The organism is Modestobacter versicolor (assembly GCF_014195485.1).
In the GTDB taxonomy this organism is placed as follows: Bacteria; Actinomycetota; Actinomycetes; order Mycobacteriales; family Geodermatophilaceae; genus Modestobacter; species Modestobacter versicolor.
In genome coordinates this window covers 1,667,433-1,687,207 of record NZ_JACIBU010000001.1, presented here as the reverse complement: position 1 = coordinate 1,687,207, position 19,775 = coordinate 1,667,433, and the positions used below count along the sequence as shown (strand labels likewise).

Below are 19,775 nucleotides of genomic sequence, written 5' to 3'. Positions count from 1 at the left end.
CGGCCCTAGGCTCTGCCCCGGAGACGTCAGGGTGTCTGGTGACCCCCGCGGCCTCTAAAGCCGACGTGGCCGAGCACCTCGGTCAGGCGGGTTCGATTCCCGTCCGTCTCCGCCAGCTGCCCGCGGAGCCGGCCCCCGTGGCCGGCTCCGCGCCTGGCCGTCACTCCACCGGGCCGGCCGCCGCGACCTAGGCTGAGCCGATCATGACCGGAGACCCCCGCCGCTCGGTTCCCCGCACCGACGCCGTGCTGGCCGAGCCGCCGGTGGCGGCCGCGGCCGCGCGGCTGGGCCGGGAGCTGGTGAAGAGCGCGGTGCAGGCCGCCCAGCAGCGGGTCCGGGACGGCGACCTGCCCCCGGGCGACGTCGTGGCCGCGGTGCTCGGCGCGCTGCCCGGCACCGCGAGCAGCCTGCGCCCGGTGCTGAACGCGACCGGCGTGCTGGTGCACACCAACCTCGGCCGGGCGCCGCTGTCACCGGCCGCCGTGGACGCCGTCGCCGCGGCCAGCGGCACCACCGACGTCGAGCTCGACCTGCGCACCGGCCGGCGCGGCCCGCGCGGGGAGGGTGCGCTGTCGGCGCTGCTGGACGCCGTCCCCGCTGCCGAGGCCGCGCTGGTGGTGAACAACTGCGCCGCCGCCCTGGCCCTGGTCGCGACGGCGCTGGGCGGTGAGCTGGTCATCGCCCGCGGCGAGCTGGTCGAGATCGGCGACGGCTTCCGGATCCCGGACCTGCTGGTCAGCACCGGCGCCCGGCTGCGCGAGGTCGGCACGACGAACCGGGTCTCGCTCGCCGACTACACCGACGCGCTCGGCCCGGGCACCGGCGCGGTGCTCAAGGTGCACCCGTCGAACTTCGTCGTCCGCGGCTTCACCCGGGCCGTCGAGGTCGACGAGCTGGCCCCCGCGCTGGCCGGCACCGGTGTGCCGCTGGTCGCCGACGTCGGCAGCGGGCTGCTGCGCCCGCACCCGCTGCTGCCCGGTGAGCCCGACCTGCAGACCACCCTGGCGGCCGGCGCCGACCTGGCGCTGTGCAGCGGCGACAAGCTGCTCGGCGGACCGCAGGCCGGCATCGTGCTCGGCCGGGCCGAGCTGGTCCAGCGGCTGCGCCGGCACCCGCTGTACCGGGCGCTGCGGGTGGACAAGACGACGCTGGCCGCGCTGGAGGCCACGCTGCGCGGGCCGGTGCCGCCGGTGCGGCAGATGCTCGACGCCGACCTGGGCGGGCTGCGGTCCCGGGCGACGGCGGTGGCGGAGGCGTTGCGGGTCGCCGGGGTGCGGGCCGCCGTCGTCGGCTCGACCGCCCGGGTGGGCGGGGGAGGGGCGCCGGAGTTCCCGCTGCCCAGCGTGGCCGTGGCGCTGGACGTCCGGTTCGCCGAGCCGCTGCGGCTGGGGCCCGTTCCGGTCGTCGGCTACGTCGACGAGGACCGGACGTTGCTCGACCTGCGCAGCCTCGCCCCGGACGACGACCGGGCGCTGACCGCCGCGGTGCTGGAGGTGGCTCGTCGGTGGACGTGATCGCCACTGCCGGCCACGTCGACCACGGCAAGTCGACGCTGGTGCGGGCGCTCACCGGCATGGAGCCGGACCGGTGGGAGGAGGAGCGGCGGCGCGGCCTGACCATCGACCTCGGGTTCGCCTGGACCACGCTGCCCTCGGGCCGCCGGCTCGCCGTGGTCGACGTGCCCGGCCACGAGCGGTTCGTCGGCAACATGCTCGCCGGCGTCGGCTCGGTCCCGGCCGCGCTCGTCGTCGTCGCGGCGGACGACGGGTGGTCGGCGCAGACCGCCGAGCACGTCGCCGTGCTGGACGCGCTGGGCGTGCGGCACGGGTTGCTCGCGGTCACCAAGTCCGACCTGGCCGATCCCGCCCCGGTGCTCGCCGACGCGCTGGACCGGTTGGCGGGGACGTCGCTGGGTCGGCTGCCGGCGGTGGCGGTCAGCGCTCGGTCCGGCGACGGGCTGCCGGAGCTGTCCGGTGTGCTGGAGCAGGTGCTCGCCGGGTTGCCGGCGCCCGACCCGGCCGCACCGGTGCGGCTGTGGGTGGACCGGGCGTTCACGATCCGCGGTGCGGGCACGGTGGTCACCGGCACGCTGGCCGCCGGGACGGTGACCAGCGGCGACCGGCTCGACCTGGGCGGCCGGCCGGTGACCGTGCGCGGGCTGCAGTCGCTGGGTGCCGCGGTGGAGTCGGCGACGGCCACGGCCCGGGTCGCGCTGAACCTGCGCGGTGTGGCGGTCGAGGAGATCTCCCGCGGCGACGCGCTGCTCACCCCCGACGCGTTCCGGCGCACCGCGGACCTCGACGTCTCGCTGGTCGCGGCTGTCGAGGACCGGCTGCCCGCGGAGCTGGTGGTGCACATCGGCTCGGCGACGGTCGCGGCCCGGGTGCGGCCGCTGGACGGGACGGCGCTGCGGCTCCGGCTGGCCGCAGAGCTGCCGCTGCGGGTGGGCGACCGGCTGCTGCTGCGCGACCCGGGGGCGCGGCGGGTGTTCGGCGCCGACGTGCGCGACGTCGACCCTCCGGAGCTGCGCCGGCGGGGCGCTGCCCGCAGCCGCGCGGCGGAGCTGGCGGAGCAGCCGCTGGGTGAGGCCGGCGCGCGGGCGGACCTGGTGCGCCGGCGGTTCGTGCGGCGCGCGGACTTCGTGGCGATGGGGTGGCCGGTGCCGGCGGAGGCGACCGCCGTCGGGCGGTGGCTGATCGCCCCCGGGCTGGCCGACGAGCTGGCAGCGCGGGTGCCGCGGGTGGTGGCCCGGTACCGCCAGCTGCGGCCGCTGGAGCCGGGGCCGCCGATCGCGGTGCTGCGCTCGGCGCTCGAGTTGCCTGACGTGGAGCTGGTGCCCGCCCTGGTGCGGGAGCCGCTGGCGCTGCGCGACGGGCGGGTCGTGGCCGGTGCGGCGGCGCTCCCGCCGGAGGTGCAGCAGGCCGTGGACGGGGTCCGGGCCCGGCTGGCCGGGGCGCCGTTCGCCGCGCCCGAGGCCGGTGACCTGACCGCGGCGGGACTGGGGCCACGGGAGCTCGCGGCGGCGGTGCGCGACGAGCAGCTGGTGCGGATCTCCGAGGGGATCTACCTCGCGCCGGGGATCGCCGAGGTGGCGCGGGCCCGGCTCGCGGCGCTGCCGCAGCCGTTCACCCTCAGCGACGCCCGCCAGGCGTGGCAGACCACCCGTCGGGTCGCGGTGCCGTTGGCCGAGTGGCTGGACGCCCGCGGCATCACCGTGCGCCAGCCGGACAACACCCGCCGGCTCCGCTGAACGGCGTGGGAGCCGACTTCCGGACGGCTCCGTCCGTACGGTCACCCGGTGATCGACTTCTCGAACGGCTCCGTCTTCAAGCTCAGTCCCTGCGCCCCTGACGAGATCGCGCCGGCCGTCGCCCCGCTGATCATCCCGGGCGAGCAGTTCGTCGCCTCGTTCAAGGCGGTGCGCGACTTCGTCGTCTTCACCGACAAGCGGCTGATCGCGGTCAACGTCCAGGGCATCACCGGCAAGAAGCGCGACTTCACGTCGCTTCCCTACAGCAAGGTCCAGGCCTTCTCGATCGAGACGGCGGGCACCTTCGACCTCGATGCAGAGCTGGACCTCTGGTTCAGCGGCTTGGGCAAGGTGCGGCTCGAGTTCAAGGGCAGTGCCGACATCCGACAGCTCGGGCAGATGATCGCGACGTACGTGCTCTGATCCGCGAGCCTCAGCCGGCGTTGTGCAGGAAGCGCTCCTCGTCGGCGCGGAGGTCGTGCTCGGGCACCCGCCGGGTGTCGACGGTCTCCACCGCCTCGGCGGGCAGCACCGGGTCGGGGAGCTCGCGGAACTGCGCCCGGGGGTCGGTCACCTCGCTCATCCGCTGAGGATGCTCGCCTCGGTCGGGCCGGGACAAGTGCTCCGTCGCGACGTCGTGCTCTGCGTACCCCGGGTACGCAGAGCACGACGTCCCAGGACACCACTTCCCACGGCACCACTCCCCGGAGAGTCGAGCTCTGCCCACTCCGGTAGGCAGAGCTCGACTGGGCGGAGGGCCGAGCGCCTCCTCCGCGAGTCGAGCTCTGCCCACTCCTGTGGGCAGAGCTCTACTCAGCTGAGGGGACCCAGCGGGCCGGGCGCTTCTCGCGGAAGGCCGCGATCCCCTCCTGGCCCTCCTCGCTGGCGAAGAACCGCGCCGACAGCTCGAGCAGCGTCGGCACCTGACCGGCCAGGTCGGTCCCGGAGCGCAGCAGCCGCTTCGTCTCCGCGAGCGCCGCCGGCGCACCGGCGGCCAGGGCGGCCACCTGCCCGGCCACCGCCGCGTCCACCTCGTCGTCCGCGACGGCCAGGTCGACCAGCCCGGCGCCGGCCGCGGTGGCCGCGTCGAACACCTCGCCGGTGAGCATCAGCCGGTGCACGGCGTGCGGCAGCATCCGCGGTCGGCACACCAGCGAGATCACCGCCGGGACGACGCCGATCCGCACCTCGGTGAAGGCGAACGTCGCACCGGCGCCGGCGACCACCACGTCGCAGGCCGCCGCCAGCCCCACGCCGCCCGCCCGGGCCGGCCCGCGGACGACCGCCAGCACCGGCTTGGGCGCCGACCAGATCAGCTGCAGCAGCTCCGGGAACTCGTTGACGCCCTGGTCGGCCGCGGCACCACCGGCCGCCTCGGAGAGGTCCATGCCGGAGCAGAACACCCGGCCGGTGTGGTCGAGCACGACCACCCGCACGGAGTCGTCGGCCAGCGCGTCGGTCAGGGCGGCACGCAGCTGGGCGCGCATCGCGCGGGACAGCGCGTTGCGGTTGGCGGGGGAGTCCAGGGTCAGCCGGGCGACGCCGGCGGACACCTCGACCCGGAGCACGCGGTCGTCGTCGGTCGCGGAGGTCACGTCGTCATCTTGCCGGGACCGGTCACACTGGGAGCAGCGATGACAGCCACGACGCCCCAGACCCTCCCCCTGCTCGGCCAGAGCCCCGCCCTGCCGGCCGACCCCTCGATGCTCCCGGCGTCGGCCCGGGCCGGGCTGGCCGGCACGCCCTTCGGGCTGTACGTGCACGTGCCGTTCTGCGCGACCCGCTGCGGCTACTGCGACTTCAACACCTACACCTCCGACGAGCTCGGCCCCGGCGCCAACCGCAGCGAGTACGCCGGCACCGCGATCGCCGAGCTGCGGCTGGCCGCCGAGGTGCTCGGCCCCGACCGCCCGGCCGTCCAGACGGTCTTCGTCGGCGGCGGCACCCCGACCCTGCTGCCCGCCCATGACCTGGTGGCCGTCATGGACGCCGTCCGCGAGCTGTTCCCGGTCGCCCCGGATGTCGAGGTGACCACCGAGGCGAACCCCGAGTCGGTGACCCCCGAGTCGCTGGCCGTGCTGCGCGCCGGTGGCTTCACCCGGATCAGCCTGGGCATGCAGTCCGCCGCCGAGCACGTGCTGGCCGTGCTGGACCGCCGGCACACCCCGGGCCGGGCGGTGCAGGCCGCGCACGAGGCGCGGGCTGCGGGCTTCGGGCACGTCAACCTGGACCTGATCTACGGCGCACCGGGGGAGACCGACGCCGACTGGCAGGCCTCGCTGGACGCCGTGCTGGCCGCACCGGTCGACCACGTCAGCGCCTACGCGCTCATCGTCGAGCACGGCACCCGGCTGGCCCGCCGGGTCGCCCGGGGCGAGCTGCCCATGCCGGACGACGACGTGCTGGCCGACCGCTACGAGCAGGCCGACCGGGCGTTCGGCGGCGCCGGGCTCGGCTGGTACGAGGTGTCGAACTGGGCCCGCGACCGGGCCGCCCGCTGCCGGCACAACGAGCTGTACTGGGCGAACGCCAACTGGTGGGGGATCGGCCCGGGGGCGCACTCGCACGTCGGCGGGTTGCGCTGGTGGAACGTCAAGCACCCGGCCGCCTACGCCGACCGGCTGGTCGCCGGGCTGCACCCGGCCGCCGACACCGAGCTGCTCACGCCGGCCGACCAGGCGCTGGAGCGGGTGATGCTGGGGCTGCGGCTGCGCGACGGGCTGCCGCTGGCGGCGCTGAGCGAGGTCGGCCGCGCTCGAGCCGGCGACGCCGTCGGCCGCGGGCTGCTGGAGCCCGCACCGCACGCCGCCGGTCGCGCCGTCCTCACCGACCGCGGCCGGCTGCTCGCCGACGCCGTGGTCCGCGACCTGACGGACTGAGAGCTCAGCTCACGGGGAGGCCGACGTAGAGCATGCCGACCAGCTCACCGGACGGTGCGTGCACGCCGGTGTAGGCGGTGAAGTACGGCTTCCCGGCGACCGTGGCCGGGCCGGTGTAGGTGTTGCCGGCCAGCACGGCGGCGAGCACCGGGTTGGCGCTGCCGTCGGCGTTGGTCCGGGCGATCGAGGTGCCGGTGTTGCGCGTGCCGGCCGGGGTCACCACCGTCGTCGCGACCCGCACCATGCTGCCGGCGTCGTCCAGCCGCTGGAACAGCGTGCAGGTGCCGCCCACCTGGGCGACCACGTCGTCGACGAGCGGAGCCGGCCGGCGCGGGTCGTCGACCCGGGCGAGCGGGGCGCCACCGAGCAGCAGCTCGGGCAGCTGGACGGTGGACTGGGCCGCCGTGGCCTGGTCGCGCACGGTGAGGGTCACCTGGCCGGAACCCAGGGACAGGCCCCCGGCTTCCTCGAGCAGGTCCTGGGCGAGCGCGAGGGCCCGGCGCACGTAGACCAGCCGCTGGCTGTCGGCCAGCTGCGCGACCGCCTCGGTGATCCGCGCCGACCCGCTGGCCGCGCGGTCGACGTTGTCCACGACCCGGTCGGCGGCGGCCCGCTGCTGCTCGACGGCGGCCGCGATGGCGTCCTGCGCCTCGGCGATGGAGCCCAGGGTGCCGGTGATCCGCTGGATGGCGCTGACCGCCTGCCGGGTCTCGGACTGCACCGCCGCGATCTGCTGGCCGATGTCCTCGGCCGCCTGCGCGGTGCGGGTGGCGAGCTGCTTGACCTCGTCGGCGACGACGGCGAACCCGCGGCCCACCTCGCCGGCGCGGGCGGCCTCGACGAAGGCGTTGAGCGCCAGGAACCGGCTCTGCTGGCTGATCGCCGAGATCAGCCGGACCATCTCGGTGATCGACTCGCTGGCCTGCTGCAGGGCGGCGATCCGCTCGTCGACGGCCTGCGCGTCGCGGACGGCCTCCTCGGCGACCGAGGACGCGCGGCTGGTGCTGCTGGAGATGTCGGTGATCGCCACGCGCAGCTCGGTGAGCGACTCGGCGGCCTGCCGGGAGGTGTCGGAGACCTCGCGGCTGGCCTGGGAGAGCACGCCGGCCTGCTGGGCCGCGGCCTCCATGCTGGCGTCCTGCTCGACCCGGCGGACCGGCCGGCGGGCCGGCTCGGCCACCCGTTGTGCGGGCAGGCCGGCGGACGACGCGGGGGTGGTGCCCACCGGGGCACCGCTCCGCTGAGCGGACCAGCGCACGACTCGACTCCTCCTCCGCGGTGCGGCCGGGACGAGGCACCGCTGCGCACAGGGTGCGCGAGTGATCCTGCTGGTCAGCGGCGACTCGCCGGTGATCTCGGAACTGATCCGGCTGGGACGGCTGGGACTGACAGATGTCAGGTGCAGCCGACGACGTCTCGCACTGCCGCCGGACCCGCCCGCGCGGCCAGGCTCGGGCCATGCCCGCCGCACCCGCCCTGCAGATCGAGGGCCTGACCGTCCGCTACGGCGGCACGCTCGCCGTCGACGCGCTCGACCTGCGGATCGCCGCGGGGGAGACCGTCGCCCTGCTCGGTGCGAACGGCGCCGGCAAGTCCTCCACCCTCAACGCCGCCCTGGGCCTGTTCCGGCCGACCGCGGGCCGGGTGCTGCTGCACGGCCGGGCGCCGGCCGAGGCCATCCGGGCCGGGGGAGTCGGCGCGATGCTGCAGCACGGCGGGCTGCCCAGCGAGACCCGCGTCGGCGAGGTGCTGGCGCTGGTCCGGCGCCGGCACGCCGAGCCCTGGCCGCTCGACGACCTGGTCGCCACCGCCGGCATCGACGGGCTGCTGGACCGCCGGGTCGACGCGCTCTCCGGCGGTCAGCGGCAGCGGGTGCTGCTGGCCCTCGCGCTGGCCGGCGCACCGCCGCTGCTGCTGCTGGACGAGCCGACCGCGGCGATGGACGTCGAGGCCCGCCGCGCCTTCTGGACGACGATGCGCGCGCTCGCGCGGCGCGGCCACACCGTCGTCTTCGCCACCCACCACCTCGAGGAGGCCGACGCGGTCGCCGACCGGGTCGTCGTGGTCTCCGCCGGGCGGGTGGTCGCCGACGGCACCGCGGCGTCGATCCGGTCCCGGGTGTCCGGCCGCACGATCCGGTTCGGCTGCTCCGGGCCGCGGGAGGGCCTCGCCGGGCTCCCCGGCGTCACGGGCGTCGGCGGGGACGACGAGGTCGTCGAGCTCGCCACCGCCGACGCCGAGGCCACGCTGCGCGCACTGCTCGCCGGGCCCCGCCCGCTGCCGGACCTCGAGGTCCGCGGCGCCACGCTGGAAGAGGCCTTCCTGCACCTCATCGACCGGACGGGAGCCCACCGGTGACCGACCTGCTGCTCTTCCAGCTGCGCCGGGTGGGCCGCAACAAGCAGTACCTGTTCTTCACGGTGCTGCTGCCCGCGCTGTTCACGATCTTCTTCACCAAGATCCTCGGCGGGCGGATGCCGGCCGGGGAGTACCAGGACGTCGCCGGCGCCACGATGATCTCGATGATGGCCTACGGCGCGATCGGCGCGGCGCTGGGCGCGACGATCCGGTTGGCCTTCGACCGGTCCACGGGCTGGCTGCGGCAGCTGCGGGTCACGCCGGTGCCGCCCGGGGCCACGTTCGCCGTCGACGTGCTGGTCGGGGCGCTGCTGGTGCTGCCGAGCCTGGTCGTCGTCGCGCTGGTCGGCCGGTTCGTCAACGACGTCCAGCTGGGGCTGGGCACCTGGGTCGCGCTGGTTGGCGTGCTGTGGGCCGGCTCGGTGGTGTTCGTCGCCCTCGGGCTGGCGGTCGGCCTGGCCCTGGACGCCCAGGCGGCCGGGGCGGCGATCGGCGTCCTCGGCACGGTGCTCGCCGCGCTGGGCGGCCTCTGGATCCCGGTGGAGCTCTTCCCGTCGGGCATGGTGGCCCTGGCCCACGCGATGCCCTCCTACTGGTACGCCGAGCTGGGCCGGGACGTGGTCGCGGGCACCCCGTCGACCGCGCCGGTGCTGGTGCTCGCCCTGTTCGGTGCGCTGTTCGCCGCGGCCGCGCTGCTGGTCGCCCGGCGCCGTCCGCTGCACGCCGTGGCGGGCTGAGCCGTGGGACGGGACGTGGGCGATAGCGTCCGGCCGGTGAACAGGTCGAGCCGGTGGGCGCAGGCGGCCTGGGCGGCGCCGTGGCTGCTGTTCCAGGTCTTCCCGATCACCGACATCGTGACCACCGACCGGCCCGCGCTGGCCCGCTGGGTCGCCGCCGCCGGGCTGCTGGCGTTCACCGTGGCCTACCTCAGCGTCATCGGTCAGCTGGGCCGGCCGCGGGCGCTGCGGGCGGACTTCGTGGTGATGACGGCGCTCGCCGTGGCCCTGGCGGTGGGCTACGGGGCGAACTGGTCCGGCCTGATGATCTACGTGTCGGCGGCGATCGCGGCCACCCTGCCGATGCGCTGGGTGTGGCCGTCGGTGGTCGCCGCGGCGGTCTTCTGCGGCGCGGTCATCCTGCTCGACGACGCCACCGGCCTGCTGTTCCTGCCGCCGATCTGCCTGCTCACCGCCTTCGCCATCCGCGGCACCGGCTACCTGATCACCGTGAACCGGGAGCTGCAGGAGGCCCGCGAGGAGCTGGCCCGCAACGCCGTCGCCGAGGAGCGGCTGCGCTTCGCCCGCGACCTGCACGACCTGCTCGGGCACTCGCTGTCGCTGATCGCGCTGAAGAGCGAGCTGGCCCGGCGGCTGGCCGAGGTCGACCCGGCGCGGGCCGGGCGGGAGATGGCCGACGTCGAGGAGGCCGCCCGCCGGGCGCTGGCCGAGGTGCGCGACGCGGTCAGCGGTTACCGCCAGGTCACCTGCGCGCAGGCCCTCGCCGAGGCGCGGGCGGCGCTGACCGGGGCGGGCATCGCCGTCCGGCTGCCCGAGGTCGTGCCGGTGCTGCCGGGCACCGTGGACGCCGCGCTGGGCTGGGTGGTGCGCGAGGCGACGACCAACGTGCTGCGGCACAGCGGCGCCGGCCGGGTGACCGTCGAGCTGACCGAGGACGGCGGGCAGGCGGTGCTGGCGGTGACCGACGACGGCGCGGGGACGGGGGAGCGGGTGACCGTGCTGGGCGGTTCGTCGGGCTCGGGGCTGGCCGGGCTCCGCGAGCGGGTCACGGCGCTGGGCGGCGAGCTCGAGGCCGGGCCGGTGGACGGCGGCGGTTACCGGGTGCGCGCGGTCGTGCCGCTGCTGCCGGCCGTGGTGACCGCGTGACGATCCGGGTGCTGCTGGCCGAGGACCAGACGCTGGTGCGCGGGGCGTTGCGGGCGCTGCTGGACCTGGAGGACGACATCGAGGTCGTGGCGGAGGTCGGCCGCGGTGACCTGGTGCTCGCCGCGGCGCGCGAGCACCGGCCCGACGTCGCGCTGCTGGACATCGAGATGCCGGGCAGGGACGGGCTGGAGGCGGCCGCGGAGCTGGCGGCCGAGCTGCCCGGCGTCCGGGCCGTCGTGCTGACCACGTTCGGCCGGCCGGGCTTCCTGCGCCGGGCGATGGAGGTCGGGGCGGCCGGGTTCCTGGTCAAGGACTCGCCGGTGGCCGAGCTGGCCCGGGCGATCCGGGCGGTGGTGGCGGGGGAGCGGGTGATCGACCGCGACCTGGCCGCCGCCGCGCTGGCGCTGGGGGCGACGCCGCTGTCGGCGCGGGAGGCCGACGTGCTGCGGGCGGCCGCGGACGGCGCGACGGTCGCCGACATCGCCGGGCGGATGTTCCTGTCCGAGGGGACGGTGCGGAACTACCTGTCCTCGGCGATCGGGAAGACCGGTGCGCGGACCCGGGTGGAGGCCGCCCGGGTGGCGCAGGAGAAGGGCTGGCTCTGAGCGACCGGCGCTAGAGCGGCCGGCCGGCCTCGGCGGGGGCGCCCTCGGCGGGCTGCTCGGTCTGCGCCGGCATCAGCGCGTCGAGGTCGAGCACCCGGACGTGGATCACGTTGCGCTGCTGCAGCGCGGCGCGCAGGGCCCGGTGCAGGCCGTCCTCGAGGTACATCTCGCCGTGCCACTGGACCGCGTGCGGGAACAGGTCGCCGTAGAAGGTCGAGTCGTCGGCGAGCAGCGCGTCGAGGGCGAGCTCGCGCTTGGTCGTGACCAGGGTGTCCAGCCGGATCTGGCGGGGCGGGATCATCGCCCAGTCGCGGGTGGAGAAGCCGTGGTCGGGGTAGGGCCGTCCGTCCCGCACCGCTTTGAAGATCAGGGCCCGGTCCTCCCGCTCCCCGGGCCCCGATGCTGGAGCCCGTCGACGCGAACCACCCTAGTGGGATTCCGGGGGCCTCGCCGACGCCCGGGGTGGCGGTATCGATTCCACCGCGGCCGACCCCCGCAGGCGTGCGCCGTCGGTCGTCAGCGAGCCGGAGGACGGCGGGGGAGTCCGGTCGTATGCTGGCACTCGGTCCGCCTGAGTGCCAAGGCACCCACAGTCGAGCGGGCCCGTCGACCGGTACGGGAGGTGTCAGCCGTGGCGCACGACGACCGGCGCCTGCGGGTGCTGCGGGCGATCGTCCAGGACTACGTCTCCACCAACGACCCGGTGGGGAGCAAGGCGCTGGCCGCCCGGTACGACCTCGGGGTCAGCCCGGCCACCATCCGCAACGACATGGCGGTGCTGGAGGAGGAGGGGTACATCACCCAGCCGCACACCAGCGCCGGGCGGGTGCCCACCGACAAGGGCTACCGCTTCTTCGTCGACCGGCTGAACTCGGTCAAGCCCCTGAGCGCCGCCGAGCGCAAAGCGATCGAGAAGTTCCTCGACGGCGCCGTCGACCTGCACGACGTCCTGGGCCGCAGCGTCCGGCTGCTCGCCCAGCTGACCCGGCAGGTCGCCGTCGTCCAGTACCCGACGCTGTCGCGCAGCGCCGTCCGGCACCTCGAGCTCGTGCCGCTGTCGACGTCCCGGCTGCTGATGGTGCTCATCACCGACACCGGCCGGGTCGAGCAGCGCATCGTCGAGGTGCCGGTCGACACCGAGGCCGACACCGTCGCCGACCTGCGCGCCCGGCTCAACGCCGCCTTCACCGGGGCCAAGCTGGCCGAGGCCAGCGACAAGGTGGGCGACCTGGTCGACAACGCCCCGCCGGCGCTGCGCCCGCTGGTCGCCGCGGTCAGCGCCACCCTGCTGGAGACCCTCGTCGAGCCCTCGGAGGACCGGCTGGTCATCGGCGGGACGGCGAACCTGGCCCGCGGCAGCGCCCTGGACTTCCCGGGCACCGTCCGGCCGCTGCTGGAGGCGCTGGAAGAACAGGTCGTGGTGCTGCGGTTGATGGCCGAGGTGGGGCCGAGCACCGTGACGGTGAGCATCGGCGAGGAGAACGAGCACGAGGCGCTCACCGGCGCCTCCTTCGTCTCCGTCGGGTACGGCGCGGGCGACCAGGCCCTCGGCGGCCTCGGCGTGGTCGGCCCGACCCGGATGGACTACGCAGGGAACATCGCCGCGGTACGAGCCGTGGCGCGCTACGTCGGCCACCTGCTGGCCGAGAGCTGAGGACGAGAACGCTTCATGGCAACCGACTACTACGGCGTGCTGGGCCTCCAGCCCGGGGCCAGCGACGCCGACATCAAGCGCGCCTACCGCAAGAAGGCCCGCGACCTGCACCCCGACGTCAACCCCGAGCCGGGTGCGAAGGACGAGTTCCAGCAGGTCAGCAAGGCCTACGAGGCGCTGACCGACCCGGAGAAGCGGCGGATCATCGACCTCGGCGGTGACCCGTACGAGACCGGTCGCGCCGGCGCGGGCAGCCCGTTCGGCGGCGGCGCCGGCTTCGGCGGCCTCGGCGACATCATGGACGCCTTCTTCGGTGGCGCCGGTGCCCGCGGGCCGCGCAGCCGCACCCGCGAGGGCGAGGACGCGCTGATCCGGGTCGACCTGGACCTGAGCGAGACGGTCTTCGGGACGACGACCGAGATCACCGTCGACACCGCGGTGCTCTGCGACGTCTGCACCGGGGCCGGGACGGCGCCGGGCACGCACCCCGAGACCTGCTCCACCTGCGGCGGCCGCGGCGAGGTGCAGAGCGTGCAGCGCTCGTTCCTCGGCCAGGTCATCGCCAGCCGCCCGTGCCCCACCTGCCAGGCCACCGGCCAGGTCATCCCCAACCCGTGCCCGCAGTGCGCCGGCGACGGCCGGGTCCGTGCCCGCCGCACCATCCCGGTCAAGATCCCGGCCGGCGTCGAGGACGGCATGCGGATCCGGCTGGCCGGCTACGGCGAGGTCGGCCCCGGCGGCGGCCCCGCCGGCGACCTCTACGTCGAGGTGCACGAGCGGCCGCACGACGTCTTCACCCGCGACGGCGAGGACCTGCACTGCCGGGTCACGCTGCCGATGACCGCGGCCGCGCTGGGCACCACGCTCAAGCTCGAGACGCTCGAGGGCAACGAGGACATCACCATCAAGCCGGGCACCCAGTCGGGCAACGTGCTCACCCTCCGGGCGCACGGCGCCCCGCGGCTGCGCGGCACCGGCCGGGGCAACCTCGTCGTCCACCTCGACGTGCAGACCCCGACCCGGCTCGACGACCGCCAGTCCGAGCTGCTGCGCGAGCTCGCCGCCCTCCGCGGGGAGGACCTCACCGAGGGCGGCAGCGCCAACCACGGCGGGCTGTTCTCCCGGGTCCGCGACGCGTTCAACGGCCGATGAGCGAGGCACCCGAGGCCGACGGCGCGCCGCTGTTCCTGGTCGACGAGGTGCCGGCCGGGAACGTGCTGACCGTGGACGGCGCCGAGGGGCGGCACGCCGTCGACGTGCTGCGGCTGGGCGTCGGTGAGCGGGTGCGGGTCAGCGACGGGCAGGGGCTGGTCGTCATCGGCTCGGTGCTCGCCGCGGCGGACTCCGCGATGCAGGTGCAGGTGCTCACCCGGCACGACGTCCCGGCGCCCGACCCGACGTTCGTGCTGGTCCAGGCGCTGCCCAAGGGCGACCACGGCCCGCTCGCCGTCGACCTGGCCACCGAGCTCGGCGTCGACCGCGTCGTCCCGTGGACCGCGGCCCGCTGCGTCACCCGGTGGCGCGACGACCGGGTGGACAAGGGCCTGGCGAAGTGGCGCTCGGCCGCGCGCGCGGCGAGCAAGCAGGCCCGGCGCCCGCGGGTGCCCGAGGTGACCGAGCCGATGAGCACCCGGCAGGTCTGCGGCATGCTCGCCGACGTCGACCTGGCCCTGGTGCTGCACGAGCAGGCGCGCCAGCCGTTCACCAAGGTCGACGTCCCGAAGAGCGGCACGATCGCCGTCATCGTCGGGCCCGAGGGCGGGCTCACGGACGGCGAGGTGGTCGCCTTCCGCGCGGCCGGCGCCCACTCGGTGCGGCTCGGCGCCGAGGTGCTCCGGACGTCGACCGCCGGTGCCGCCGCCCTCGCCGCGCTGTCCGCCCGCACCCGCTGGGCGTAGCCGCCTCAGGTCCCGTTGATCATGGGCGGGTTGCCGGCGACACGCCGGACCACGGCGCGGCGGCCGGCACGAACCCCATGATCAACGGGCAGGAGGCAGGCGGCCGGGCGCGGGCTCAGCGCAGGGCGGCCCGGGCGCGGGCGCTGACCAGGTCGACCGCCGCGGTCAGCACCACCAGCGCGACCAGCACCGTGGTCACAGCGCCCCAGTCGAACCTGGACACCTGGGTGGCCAGCAGCGCCCCGAGCCCGCCGGCGCCGAGCAGGCCGACCAGCACGGTGTCCCGGATCGCGACCTCCCACCGGTACAGCGCGAACGCCAGCACCGGCCCGGTCGCCCGCGGCAGCACGCCGTACAGCCACCCGGCGACCGGCCCGGCGCCCAGCGCGGCCAGCGCCGCCTTCGGCCGGGGGTCCAGCTCCTCGGTCGCCTCCGCGGCCAGCCGGCCGAGCACGCCCAGCGTGTAGACGCCCAGCGCCAGCGCGCCGGGCAGGATCCCCGGCCGCAGCACGAACAGCAGCACCAGCGCCCACACCGGCGGCGGCACCGCTCGGAGCAGCAGCAGGGCCAGCCGGACGGCGGTCCCGGTCAGCCGCCGCCCCCACCCCACCCCGGCCGGCGGGTGCGCCGCCACCCCGGCCAGCAGCACCGCGCCCGCCGTCGCCACCGCGATCGCGATCACCGACATCTGCACCGTGTCGACCGCCGCGGTGCCGACCGCCCGCAGCAGCGGGCCGTCGGTGTCGGGCGGCCAGGCGGCCGAGAGCACGTAGCGCAGCTGCTCGCCGGTGCGGTCGGCGACCAGCGTCGCCGGGGACAGCGCCAGGTACCACCACGACCACGCGACGCCGAGCAGCGTCCCGGCCACCGCGGTGGTCAGCAGCGGGTCACGGCGCAGCCGGCCGCCCGAGGAGCGGGGGGAGGCCACCCGCCGCCGCACCGCCCGGCCGGCGACCTCGGCGACCAGGCAGAGCAGCGCGAGCGCGTAGACGCACGACCACACCTGCGGCCAGCGCAGCGAGCTGAACGACAACGACAGCTGGTAGCCCAGCCCGCCGGCGCCGATCAGGCCGAGCACGACGGCCGAGCGCACCGCGCACTCCAGCCGGTAGAACGAGTAGGACAGCAGCCCGCCCGACGCCGGCGGCAGCAGCCCGTACAGCGCGGCCGGCACCCGGCCGGCCCCGGCGGCCAGCAGCGCGGTGTACGCGCCCCGGGGCACCTCGTCGAGCAGGTCGGCGAAGACCTTCGCGGTCACCGCGCCGTACGGGATCCCGATCGCCAGCACCCCGACCCACGGGTCCAGCCCGAGCAGGTTGACCAGCAGCAGCCCCCACACCGCCTCGTGCAGGCCGCGCGGCACGGCGAGGGCCCCGCGGGCGAGCGTCCACCCGGTGCGGCGCCGTCCCCACGTCGTCCGGGCGACGGCGACCGCACCGATCGCACCCAGCGCGACCGCCAGGGCGGCGCCGAGCGCGGCGTAGGCGATGGTGACCAGCACCGAGGTGGCGAGCACCCCGAGGAAGTCGCCGTCCAGGGCGGGGGAGAGGGCGGCGGAGGCGAACCGGCCGAACTGCGCGGACCCGGCGGGGTTGACCACCTCGTCGGCGAACAGCCCGGCACCGGCCAGCGACCAGACGAGCACGGCGGCCGCACCCAGCCCCCAGCCCCAGCGCGCCCGCACCCGGTGCAGCGGGGGCGCGACCGGCCGGGTGAGGACGGCGGTCACCGGGGCGCGCCGTAGAAGTCGGCCAGGTCGCCGAGGGTCAGCCGACCGGCGGGCGCGTCCAGCTCCACCCGGCCTTCGACCAGGCCGACCACCCGGGTGCAGTGCCGCAGCGCCAGCGCCGGGTCGTGCAGCGACGCGACCAGCGCCCCGCCCCGGTCGGCGGCCGGCTCGGCGAGCAGGCCCAGCACCCGGTCGGCGAGCAGCGGGTCCAGGGCCGAGGCGGGCTCGTCGGCCAGCACCAGGTCCGGGCGCTGCACCAGCAGCCGGGCGACCGCCACCCGCTGCTGCTGCCCGCCGGAGAGCTGGTCGGTGCGGTCGAACACCCGGTCGGCCAACCCCACCCGGGTGAGCGCCTCGAGCACCTCCGGCAGCCCCTGCGGCCGGGCCAGCGACCAGGCCGCCCGCCAGGCCGGCCAGCGCGACAGCCGCCCGGCGTTGACGTTGTGCACCACCCGCAGCTGGTCGACCAGCTCCAGGTGCTGGTGCACGGTGCCGACCCGCGCCCGCAGCCGGCGCAGCGCCCGGCCGTGCAGCTGGCCGGCTGGCACCCCGAACACCTGCACCGAGCCGGCCGTCGGGGTCACCGACCCGTTGGCCAGCGCCAGCAGCGTCGACTTGCCGGCACCGGACGGGCCGACGACCGCCACCCGCTCACCGGCGTCGACGGTCAGGTCGACCCCGGCCAGCGCGGTGGTGCTGCCGTAGCGGACCTCGACGCCGTCCAGCCGGAGGACCGCGGTCAGCTGACCAGTCCCAGCGCCCGGCCGATCTCCTCGATCTGCGTGTAGTTGCCGGGTTCGGTCTCGATGAAGGAGCCGGCGCCGAACAGCTGCAGGACCTCGTCGTCCGCGGGCAGACCGGTGAAGTACCCGGTCAGCCGGCCGGCCAGGTCGTCCCCGAGCCGCTCGGTCGCCTGCGGGCCGAGCAGCCAGTGGTAGTCGTGGTACGCCGGTGTCCGGGCGTACTCGACGACCGCCGGGTCGACCGATCCGTCGGCGGTGCGCGAGGTCCACACCTGCTCGTTGAGCACCCCGGCCAGGTAGGTGCCCGACGCGACCAGCGCGAGGGTCGCGTCGTGCGAGCCGGAGAAGCACGGGCCGCCGGGGAAGCCCTGCGGGTCGACGCCCTGCTCCTGCAGGAAGTACGCCGGCATCAGCCGGCCCGACGTCGAGGTCTCGCTGCCGTAGGTGAAGCGCAGCGGCGCCAGCGGGGTGAGGTCGTCGGCCGGTGCCAGCCCGGTGGAGGCGTTGACGACGAACACGGAGTGGAAGTCGGCGTCGATGTCGCGCTGGGCGATCGGCTCGGCACCGGGGGTCTGCAGCCGGGCCTGCACGCCGGTGAGCCCGCCGAACCAGACCAGGTCCAGGTCGCCGGTGCGGAAGAGGGAGACGGCGGCGCCGTAGTCGGTGACCGGCTGGTAGACGACGTCCAGGTCGAGCGCCGCGGACATCGAGCCGGCGACCGTGCCGTAGAGCCGCTGCAGGACCTCGGGGTCCTGGTCGGGGATGGCGCCGATGCTCAGCGTGCCGCGGCCGCCGGAGGAGCCGGTCGACCCCCCGGACGACGACACGGGGGAGGAGCGGCCGCAGGCGGCGAGCGTGGCGGCCAGCACGGCGGCGCTGCCGGCGAGGAAGCCCCGCCTGCCGAGCACGTGTTCTCCGAGGCCACCCGACCGGACGGCGCGACGGGTGCTCACTACGTCCTCGGGTGAGGCTGGGGGACGGACACGGGACACCTCCGGGGTGAGGGCGGCAGGACGGCGCCCATCCTCACCCACCCCTGGGCGCTGCGCCCGCGACGGATGACCCGAGGTCCTCGGTCAGCGGTGCCCGGCCGGCCGCCGCCCGGCCGGCGAGCGGTGGCGGCGTCCGCGCGGTGGGCAGTCGGGTGGGTCCTACAGTCCCGGCATGACCCAGGGCCCGAGCGACTGCCTGTTCTGCCGGATGGTGGCGGGGGAGGTCCCGCCCGACGTCGTCCGGGAGACCGACCGGACGCTGGCCTTCCGGGACATCAACCCGCAGGCCCCCACCCACGTGCTGGTGATCCCCAAGGAGCACCACGCCACGCTCGGCGCGCTGGCCGCCGCCGACCCGGGGCTCACCGCCGAGCTGGCCGCCGCCGCGCACGCGGTCGCGGTCCAGGAGGGACTGGCCTCCGAGGCCGGCCCCGAGCCGGGGTACCGGCTGGTCGCCAACAGCGGTCCGCAGGCAGGTCAGACCGTGCACCACGTGCATCTGCACGTGCTCGGTGGCCGCGCCCTGCAGTGGCCGCCGGGCTGACCTCGGCGGTCGCCGCTGACCCCATCGGGTCGAGACGGGTCGCCGGCCCGGCGGCGCGGGTAGACTGGCCCAGGTCACAGCCCCGTCGCAGGAAGGCAGGGTCGAGCGTTCTTGCCCGACACCTCACCAGACGCCGTCCCGGAGACCATCGCGTCCTCCCGTGAGCTGTCCGCGCGTGCCGCGGCAGCCGGCGTCCCGGACGGTGTGGCCGCACCGGCCGCCGTCCGCACCTCCATCACCGTCCCCGAGTCCGTCTCCATGGTCGCCCTGCTGGGCTCCGGGGACGAGCTCCTCCGCCTGGTCGAGGAGGAGCTGAGCGCCGACGTCCACGTGCGGGGCAACGAGATCGCGATCACCGGGCAGCCGGGCGACAACGCCTTCGCCGTCCGGGTCTTCGACGAGCTGATCGCGCTGCTGGCCACCGGTCAGGCGCTGCGGCCGGACTCGGTGCGCCGCGTCGTCGGCATGCTCCGCGCCGGTGGCTCCGAGCGGCCGGCAGAGGTGCTCAGCCTCGACATCATCAGCCGCCGCGGCCGCACCATCCGGCCCAAGACGCTGAACCAGAAGCGCTACGTCGACGCGATCGACACCCACAGCGTGATCTTCGGCATCGGCCCGGCCGGTACCGGCAAGACCTACCTGGCGATGGCCAAGGCCGTGCAGGCGCTGCAGACCAAGCAGGTCAACCGGATCATCCTCACCCGCCCCGCGGTCGAGGCCGGCGAGCGGCTGGGCTTCCTGCCCGGCTCGCTGTCGGACAAGATCGACCCCTACCTGCGGCCGCTGTACGACGCGCTGCACGACATGGTCGACCCCGAGTCGATCCCGCGGCTGATGGCCGCCGGCACGATCGAGGTCGCCCCGCTGGCCTACATGCGCGGGCGCACGCTCAACGACGCGTTCGTCATCCTGGACGAGGCGCAGAACACCACCGCCGAGCAGATGAAGATGTTCCTCACCCGGCTCGGCTTCGGCTCCAAGATGGTCGTCACCGGCGACGTCACCCAGGTCGACCTGCCCGGCGGGGCCCAGAGCGGGCTGCGCATCGTGCGGGAGATCCTCGAGGGCATCGACGACGTGCACTTCTCCACGCTGACCAGCACCGACGTCGTCCGGCACCGGCTCGTCGGCGACATCGTCGACGCCTACGAGCGCTGGGACGCCAGCCGGCAGCCCGCCACCACGGGCCCGGCCCGGGCCCCGCGGCCCAGCCGCAACCCCCGCCAGCAGGGGAGCTGAT

20 protein-coding genes and 1 tRNA gene are annotated in these 19,775 nt (G+C 75.8%); 14 read left to right on the top strand and 7 right to left on the bottom strand.

Annotated elements, in window-relative coordinates; genetic code table 11:
- The first annotated feature begins 19 nt into the window (after positions 1–19).
- The 4 genes from FHX36_RS08145 to FHX36_RS08130 all read left to right on the top strand — a co-directional run bounded on the left by FHX36_RS08145 (position 20) and on the right by FHX36_RS08130 (position 3,673).
- Positions 20–115, top strand: a tRNA-OTHER gene (locus tag FHX36_RS08145).
- A gap of 88 nt (positions 116–203) precedes the next feature.
- Complete coding sequence (gene selA, locus FHX36_RS08140; protein ID WP_110552777.1) at positions 204–1,514, top strand: L-seryl-tRNA(Sec) selenium transferase; 1,311 nt, start codon at positions 204–206, stop codon at positions 1,512–1,514.
- Complete coding sequence (gene selB / locus FHX36_RS23835; RefSeq protein ID WP_343056583.1) at positions 1,511–3,250, top strand: selenocysteine-specific translation elongation factor; 1,740 nt, start codon at positions 1,511–1,513, stop codon at positions 3,248–3,250. Before selA ends, selB begins: the two co-directional genes overlap by 4 nt.
- A 48-nt stretch (positions 3,251–3,298) precedes the next feature.
- Positions 3,299–3,673: a PH domain-containing protein gene (locus tag FHX36_RS08130; protein ID WP_110550883.1), complete on the top strand. Its 375-nt coding sequence runs from the start codon at positions 3,299–3,301 to the stop codon at positions 3,671–3,673.
- Between the two features lie 10 nt (positions 3,674–3,683).
- Here FHX36_RS08130 and FHX36_RS08125 read toward each other — a convergent pair whose 3' ends face one another.
- Positions 3,684–3,833 carry a hypothetical protein gene (locus FHX36_RS08125; RefSeq protein ID WP_181428641.1) on the bottom strand — a complete coding sequence of 50 codons (150 nt, stop codon included), beginning with the start codon at positions 3,831–3,833 and terminating at the stop codon, positions 3,684–3,686.
- Positions 3,834–4,059: 226 nt separating this feature from the next.
- Entirely contained in the window at positions 4,060–4,845 is a 786-nt protein-coding gene (locus FHX36_RS08120) for an enoyl-CoA hydratase-related protein (RefSeq protein WP_110550884.1), read from the bottom strand.
- A gap of 39 nt (positions 4,846–4,884) precedes the next feature.
- On the opposite strand from FHX36_RS08120, the gene hemW reads away from it, so the two are divergent.
- The gene (gene hemW, locus FHX36_RS08115) at positions 4,885–6,129 is read left to right on the top strand and encodes a radical SAM family heme chaperone HemW (RefSeq protein ID WP_110550885.1); all 1,245 of its coding nucleotides are present in this window, start codon (positions 4,885–4,887) and stop codon (positions 6,127–6,129) included.
- 4 nt (positions 6,130–6,133) lie between these two features.
- On the opposite strand, the gene FHX36_RS08110 is transcribed toward hemW, so the two are convergent.
- On the bottom strand, positions 6,134–7,354 hold the full coding sequence (locus FHX36_RS08110; protein ID WP_258372589.1) for a Cache 3/Cache 2 fusion domain-containing protein: 1,221 nt from the start codon (positions 7,352–7,354) through the stop codon (positions 6,134–6,136).
- 233 nt (positions 7,355–7,587) lie between these two features.
- Between FHX36_RS08110 and FHX36_RS08105 the strand changes: the two genes are divergently transcribed.
- From FHX36_RS08105 to FHX36_RS08090, 4 genes are read left to right on the top strand one after another with little or no spacing between them, the layout of a single operon-like run.
- A complete protein-coding gene (locus FHX36_RS08105) occupies positions 7,588–8,487 on the top strand; it encodes an ATP-binding cassette domain-containing protein (protein WP_110550886.1) in 900 nt (299 codons plus the stop codon).
- Entirely contained in the window at positions 8,484–9,224 is a 741-nt protein-coding gene (locus tag FHX36_RS08100; protein WP_110550887.1) for an ABC transporter permease, read from the top strand. Before FHX36_RS08105 ends, FHX36_RS08100 begins: the two co-directional genes overlap by 4 nt.
- A gap of 36 nt (positions 9,225–9,260) precedes the next feature.
- On the top strand, positions 9,261–10,370 hold the full coding sequence (locus tag FHX36_RS08095; protein ID WP_110550888.1) for a sensor histidine kinase: 1,110 nt from the start codon (positions 9,261–9,263) through the stop codon (positions 10,368–10,370).
- A complete protein-coding gene (locus FHX36_RS08090) occupies positions 10,367–10,975 on the top strand; it encodes a response regulator transcription factor (protein WP_110550889.1) in 609 nt (202 codons plus the stop codon). Before FHX36_RS08095 ends, FHX36_RS08090 begins: the two co-directional genes overlap by 4 nt.
- 10 nt (positions 10,976–10,985) lie before the next feature.
- Here the strand turns inward: FHX36_RS08090 and FHX36_RS08085 are convergent, their stop codons facing one another.
- Positions 10,986–11,342: a type II toxin-antitoxin system VapB family antitoxin gene (locus FHX36_RS08085; protein ID WP_425487827.1), complete on the bottom strand. Its 357-nt coding sequence runs from the start codon at positions 11,340–11,342 to the stop codon at positions 10,986–10,988.
- Positions 11,343–11,606: 264 nt separating this feature from the next.
- Between FHX36_RS08085 and hrcA the strand changes: the two genes are divergently transcribed.
- The 3 genes from hrcA to FHX36_RS08070 are packed head-to-tail and all read left to right on the top strand — an operon-like array spanning position 11,607 to position 14,527.
- Positions 11,607–12,629 (top strand): heat-inducible transcriptional repressor HrcA, encoded by a 1,023-nt coding sequence (gene hrcA, locus FHX36_RS08080; protein ID WP_110550891.1) that lies wholly within the window; start codon positions 11,607–11,609, stop codon positions 12,627–12,629.
- 15 nt (positions 12,630–12,644) lie between these two features.
- Positions 12,645–13,781, top strand: coding sequence for a molecular chaperone DnaJ (gene dnaJ, locus FHX36_RS08075; RefSeq protein ID WP_110550892.1), 1,137 nt, complete (start codon positions 12,645–12,647; stop codon positions 13,779–13,781).
- On the top strand, positions 13,778–14,527 hold the full coding sequence (locus tag FHX36_RS08070; RefSeq protein ID WP_110550893.1) for a 16S rRNA (uracil(1498)-N(3))-methyltransferase: 750 nt from the start codon (positions 13,778–13,780) through the stop codon (positions 14,525–14,527). Before dnaJ ends, FHX36_RS08070 begins: the two co-directional genes overlap by 4 nt.
- A gap of 115 nt (positions 14,528–14,642) precedes the next feature.
- Here the strand turns inward: FHX36_RS08070 and FHX36_RS08065 are convergent, their stop codons facing one another.
- From FHX36_RS08065 to FHX36_RS08055, 3 genes are read right to left on the bottom strand one after another with little or no spacing between them, the layout of a single operon-like run.
- Positions 14,643–16,256: a PhnE/PtxC family ABC transporter permease gene (locus tag FHX36_RS08065; protein ID WP_110550894.1), complete on the bottom strand. Its 1,614-nt coding sequence runs from the start codon at positions 16,254–16,256 to the stop codon at positions 14,643–14,645.
- Positions 16,253–16,942, bottom strand: a complete 690-nt coding sequence (locus tag FHX36_RS08060; RefSeq protein WP_281372002.1) for a phosphonate ABC transporter ATP-binding protein — start codon at positions 16,940–16,942, stop codon at positions 16,253–16,255. Before FHX36_RS08060 ends, FHX36_RS08065 begins: the two co-directional genes overlap by 4 nt.
- Positions 16,943–16,995: 53 nt before the next feature.
- On the bottom strand, positions 16,996–17,907 hold the full coding sequence (locus FHX36_RS08055) for a putative selenate ABC transporter substrate-binding protein (protein WP_258372591.1): 912 nt from the start codon (positions 17,905–17,907) through the stop codon (positions 16,996–16,998).
- A gap of 256 nt (positions 17,908–18,163) precedes the next feature.
- Between FHX36_RS08055 and FHX36_RS08050 the strand changes: the two genes are divergently transcribed.
- A complete protein-coding gene (locus tag FHX36_RS08050; protein WP_110550896.1) occupies positions 18,164–18,535 on the top strand; it encodes a histidine triad nucleotide-binding protein in 372 nt (123 codons plus the stop codon).
- Between the two features lie 111 nt (positions 18,536–18,646).
- On the top strand, positions 18,647–19,774 hold the full coding sequence (locus FHX36_RS08045) for a PhoH family protein (protein WP_220035813.1): 1,128 nt from the start codon (positions 18,647–18,649) through the stop codon (positions 19,772–19,774).
- Position 19,775: the final 1 nt, after the last annotated feature.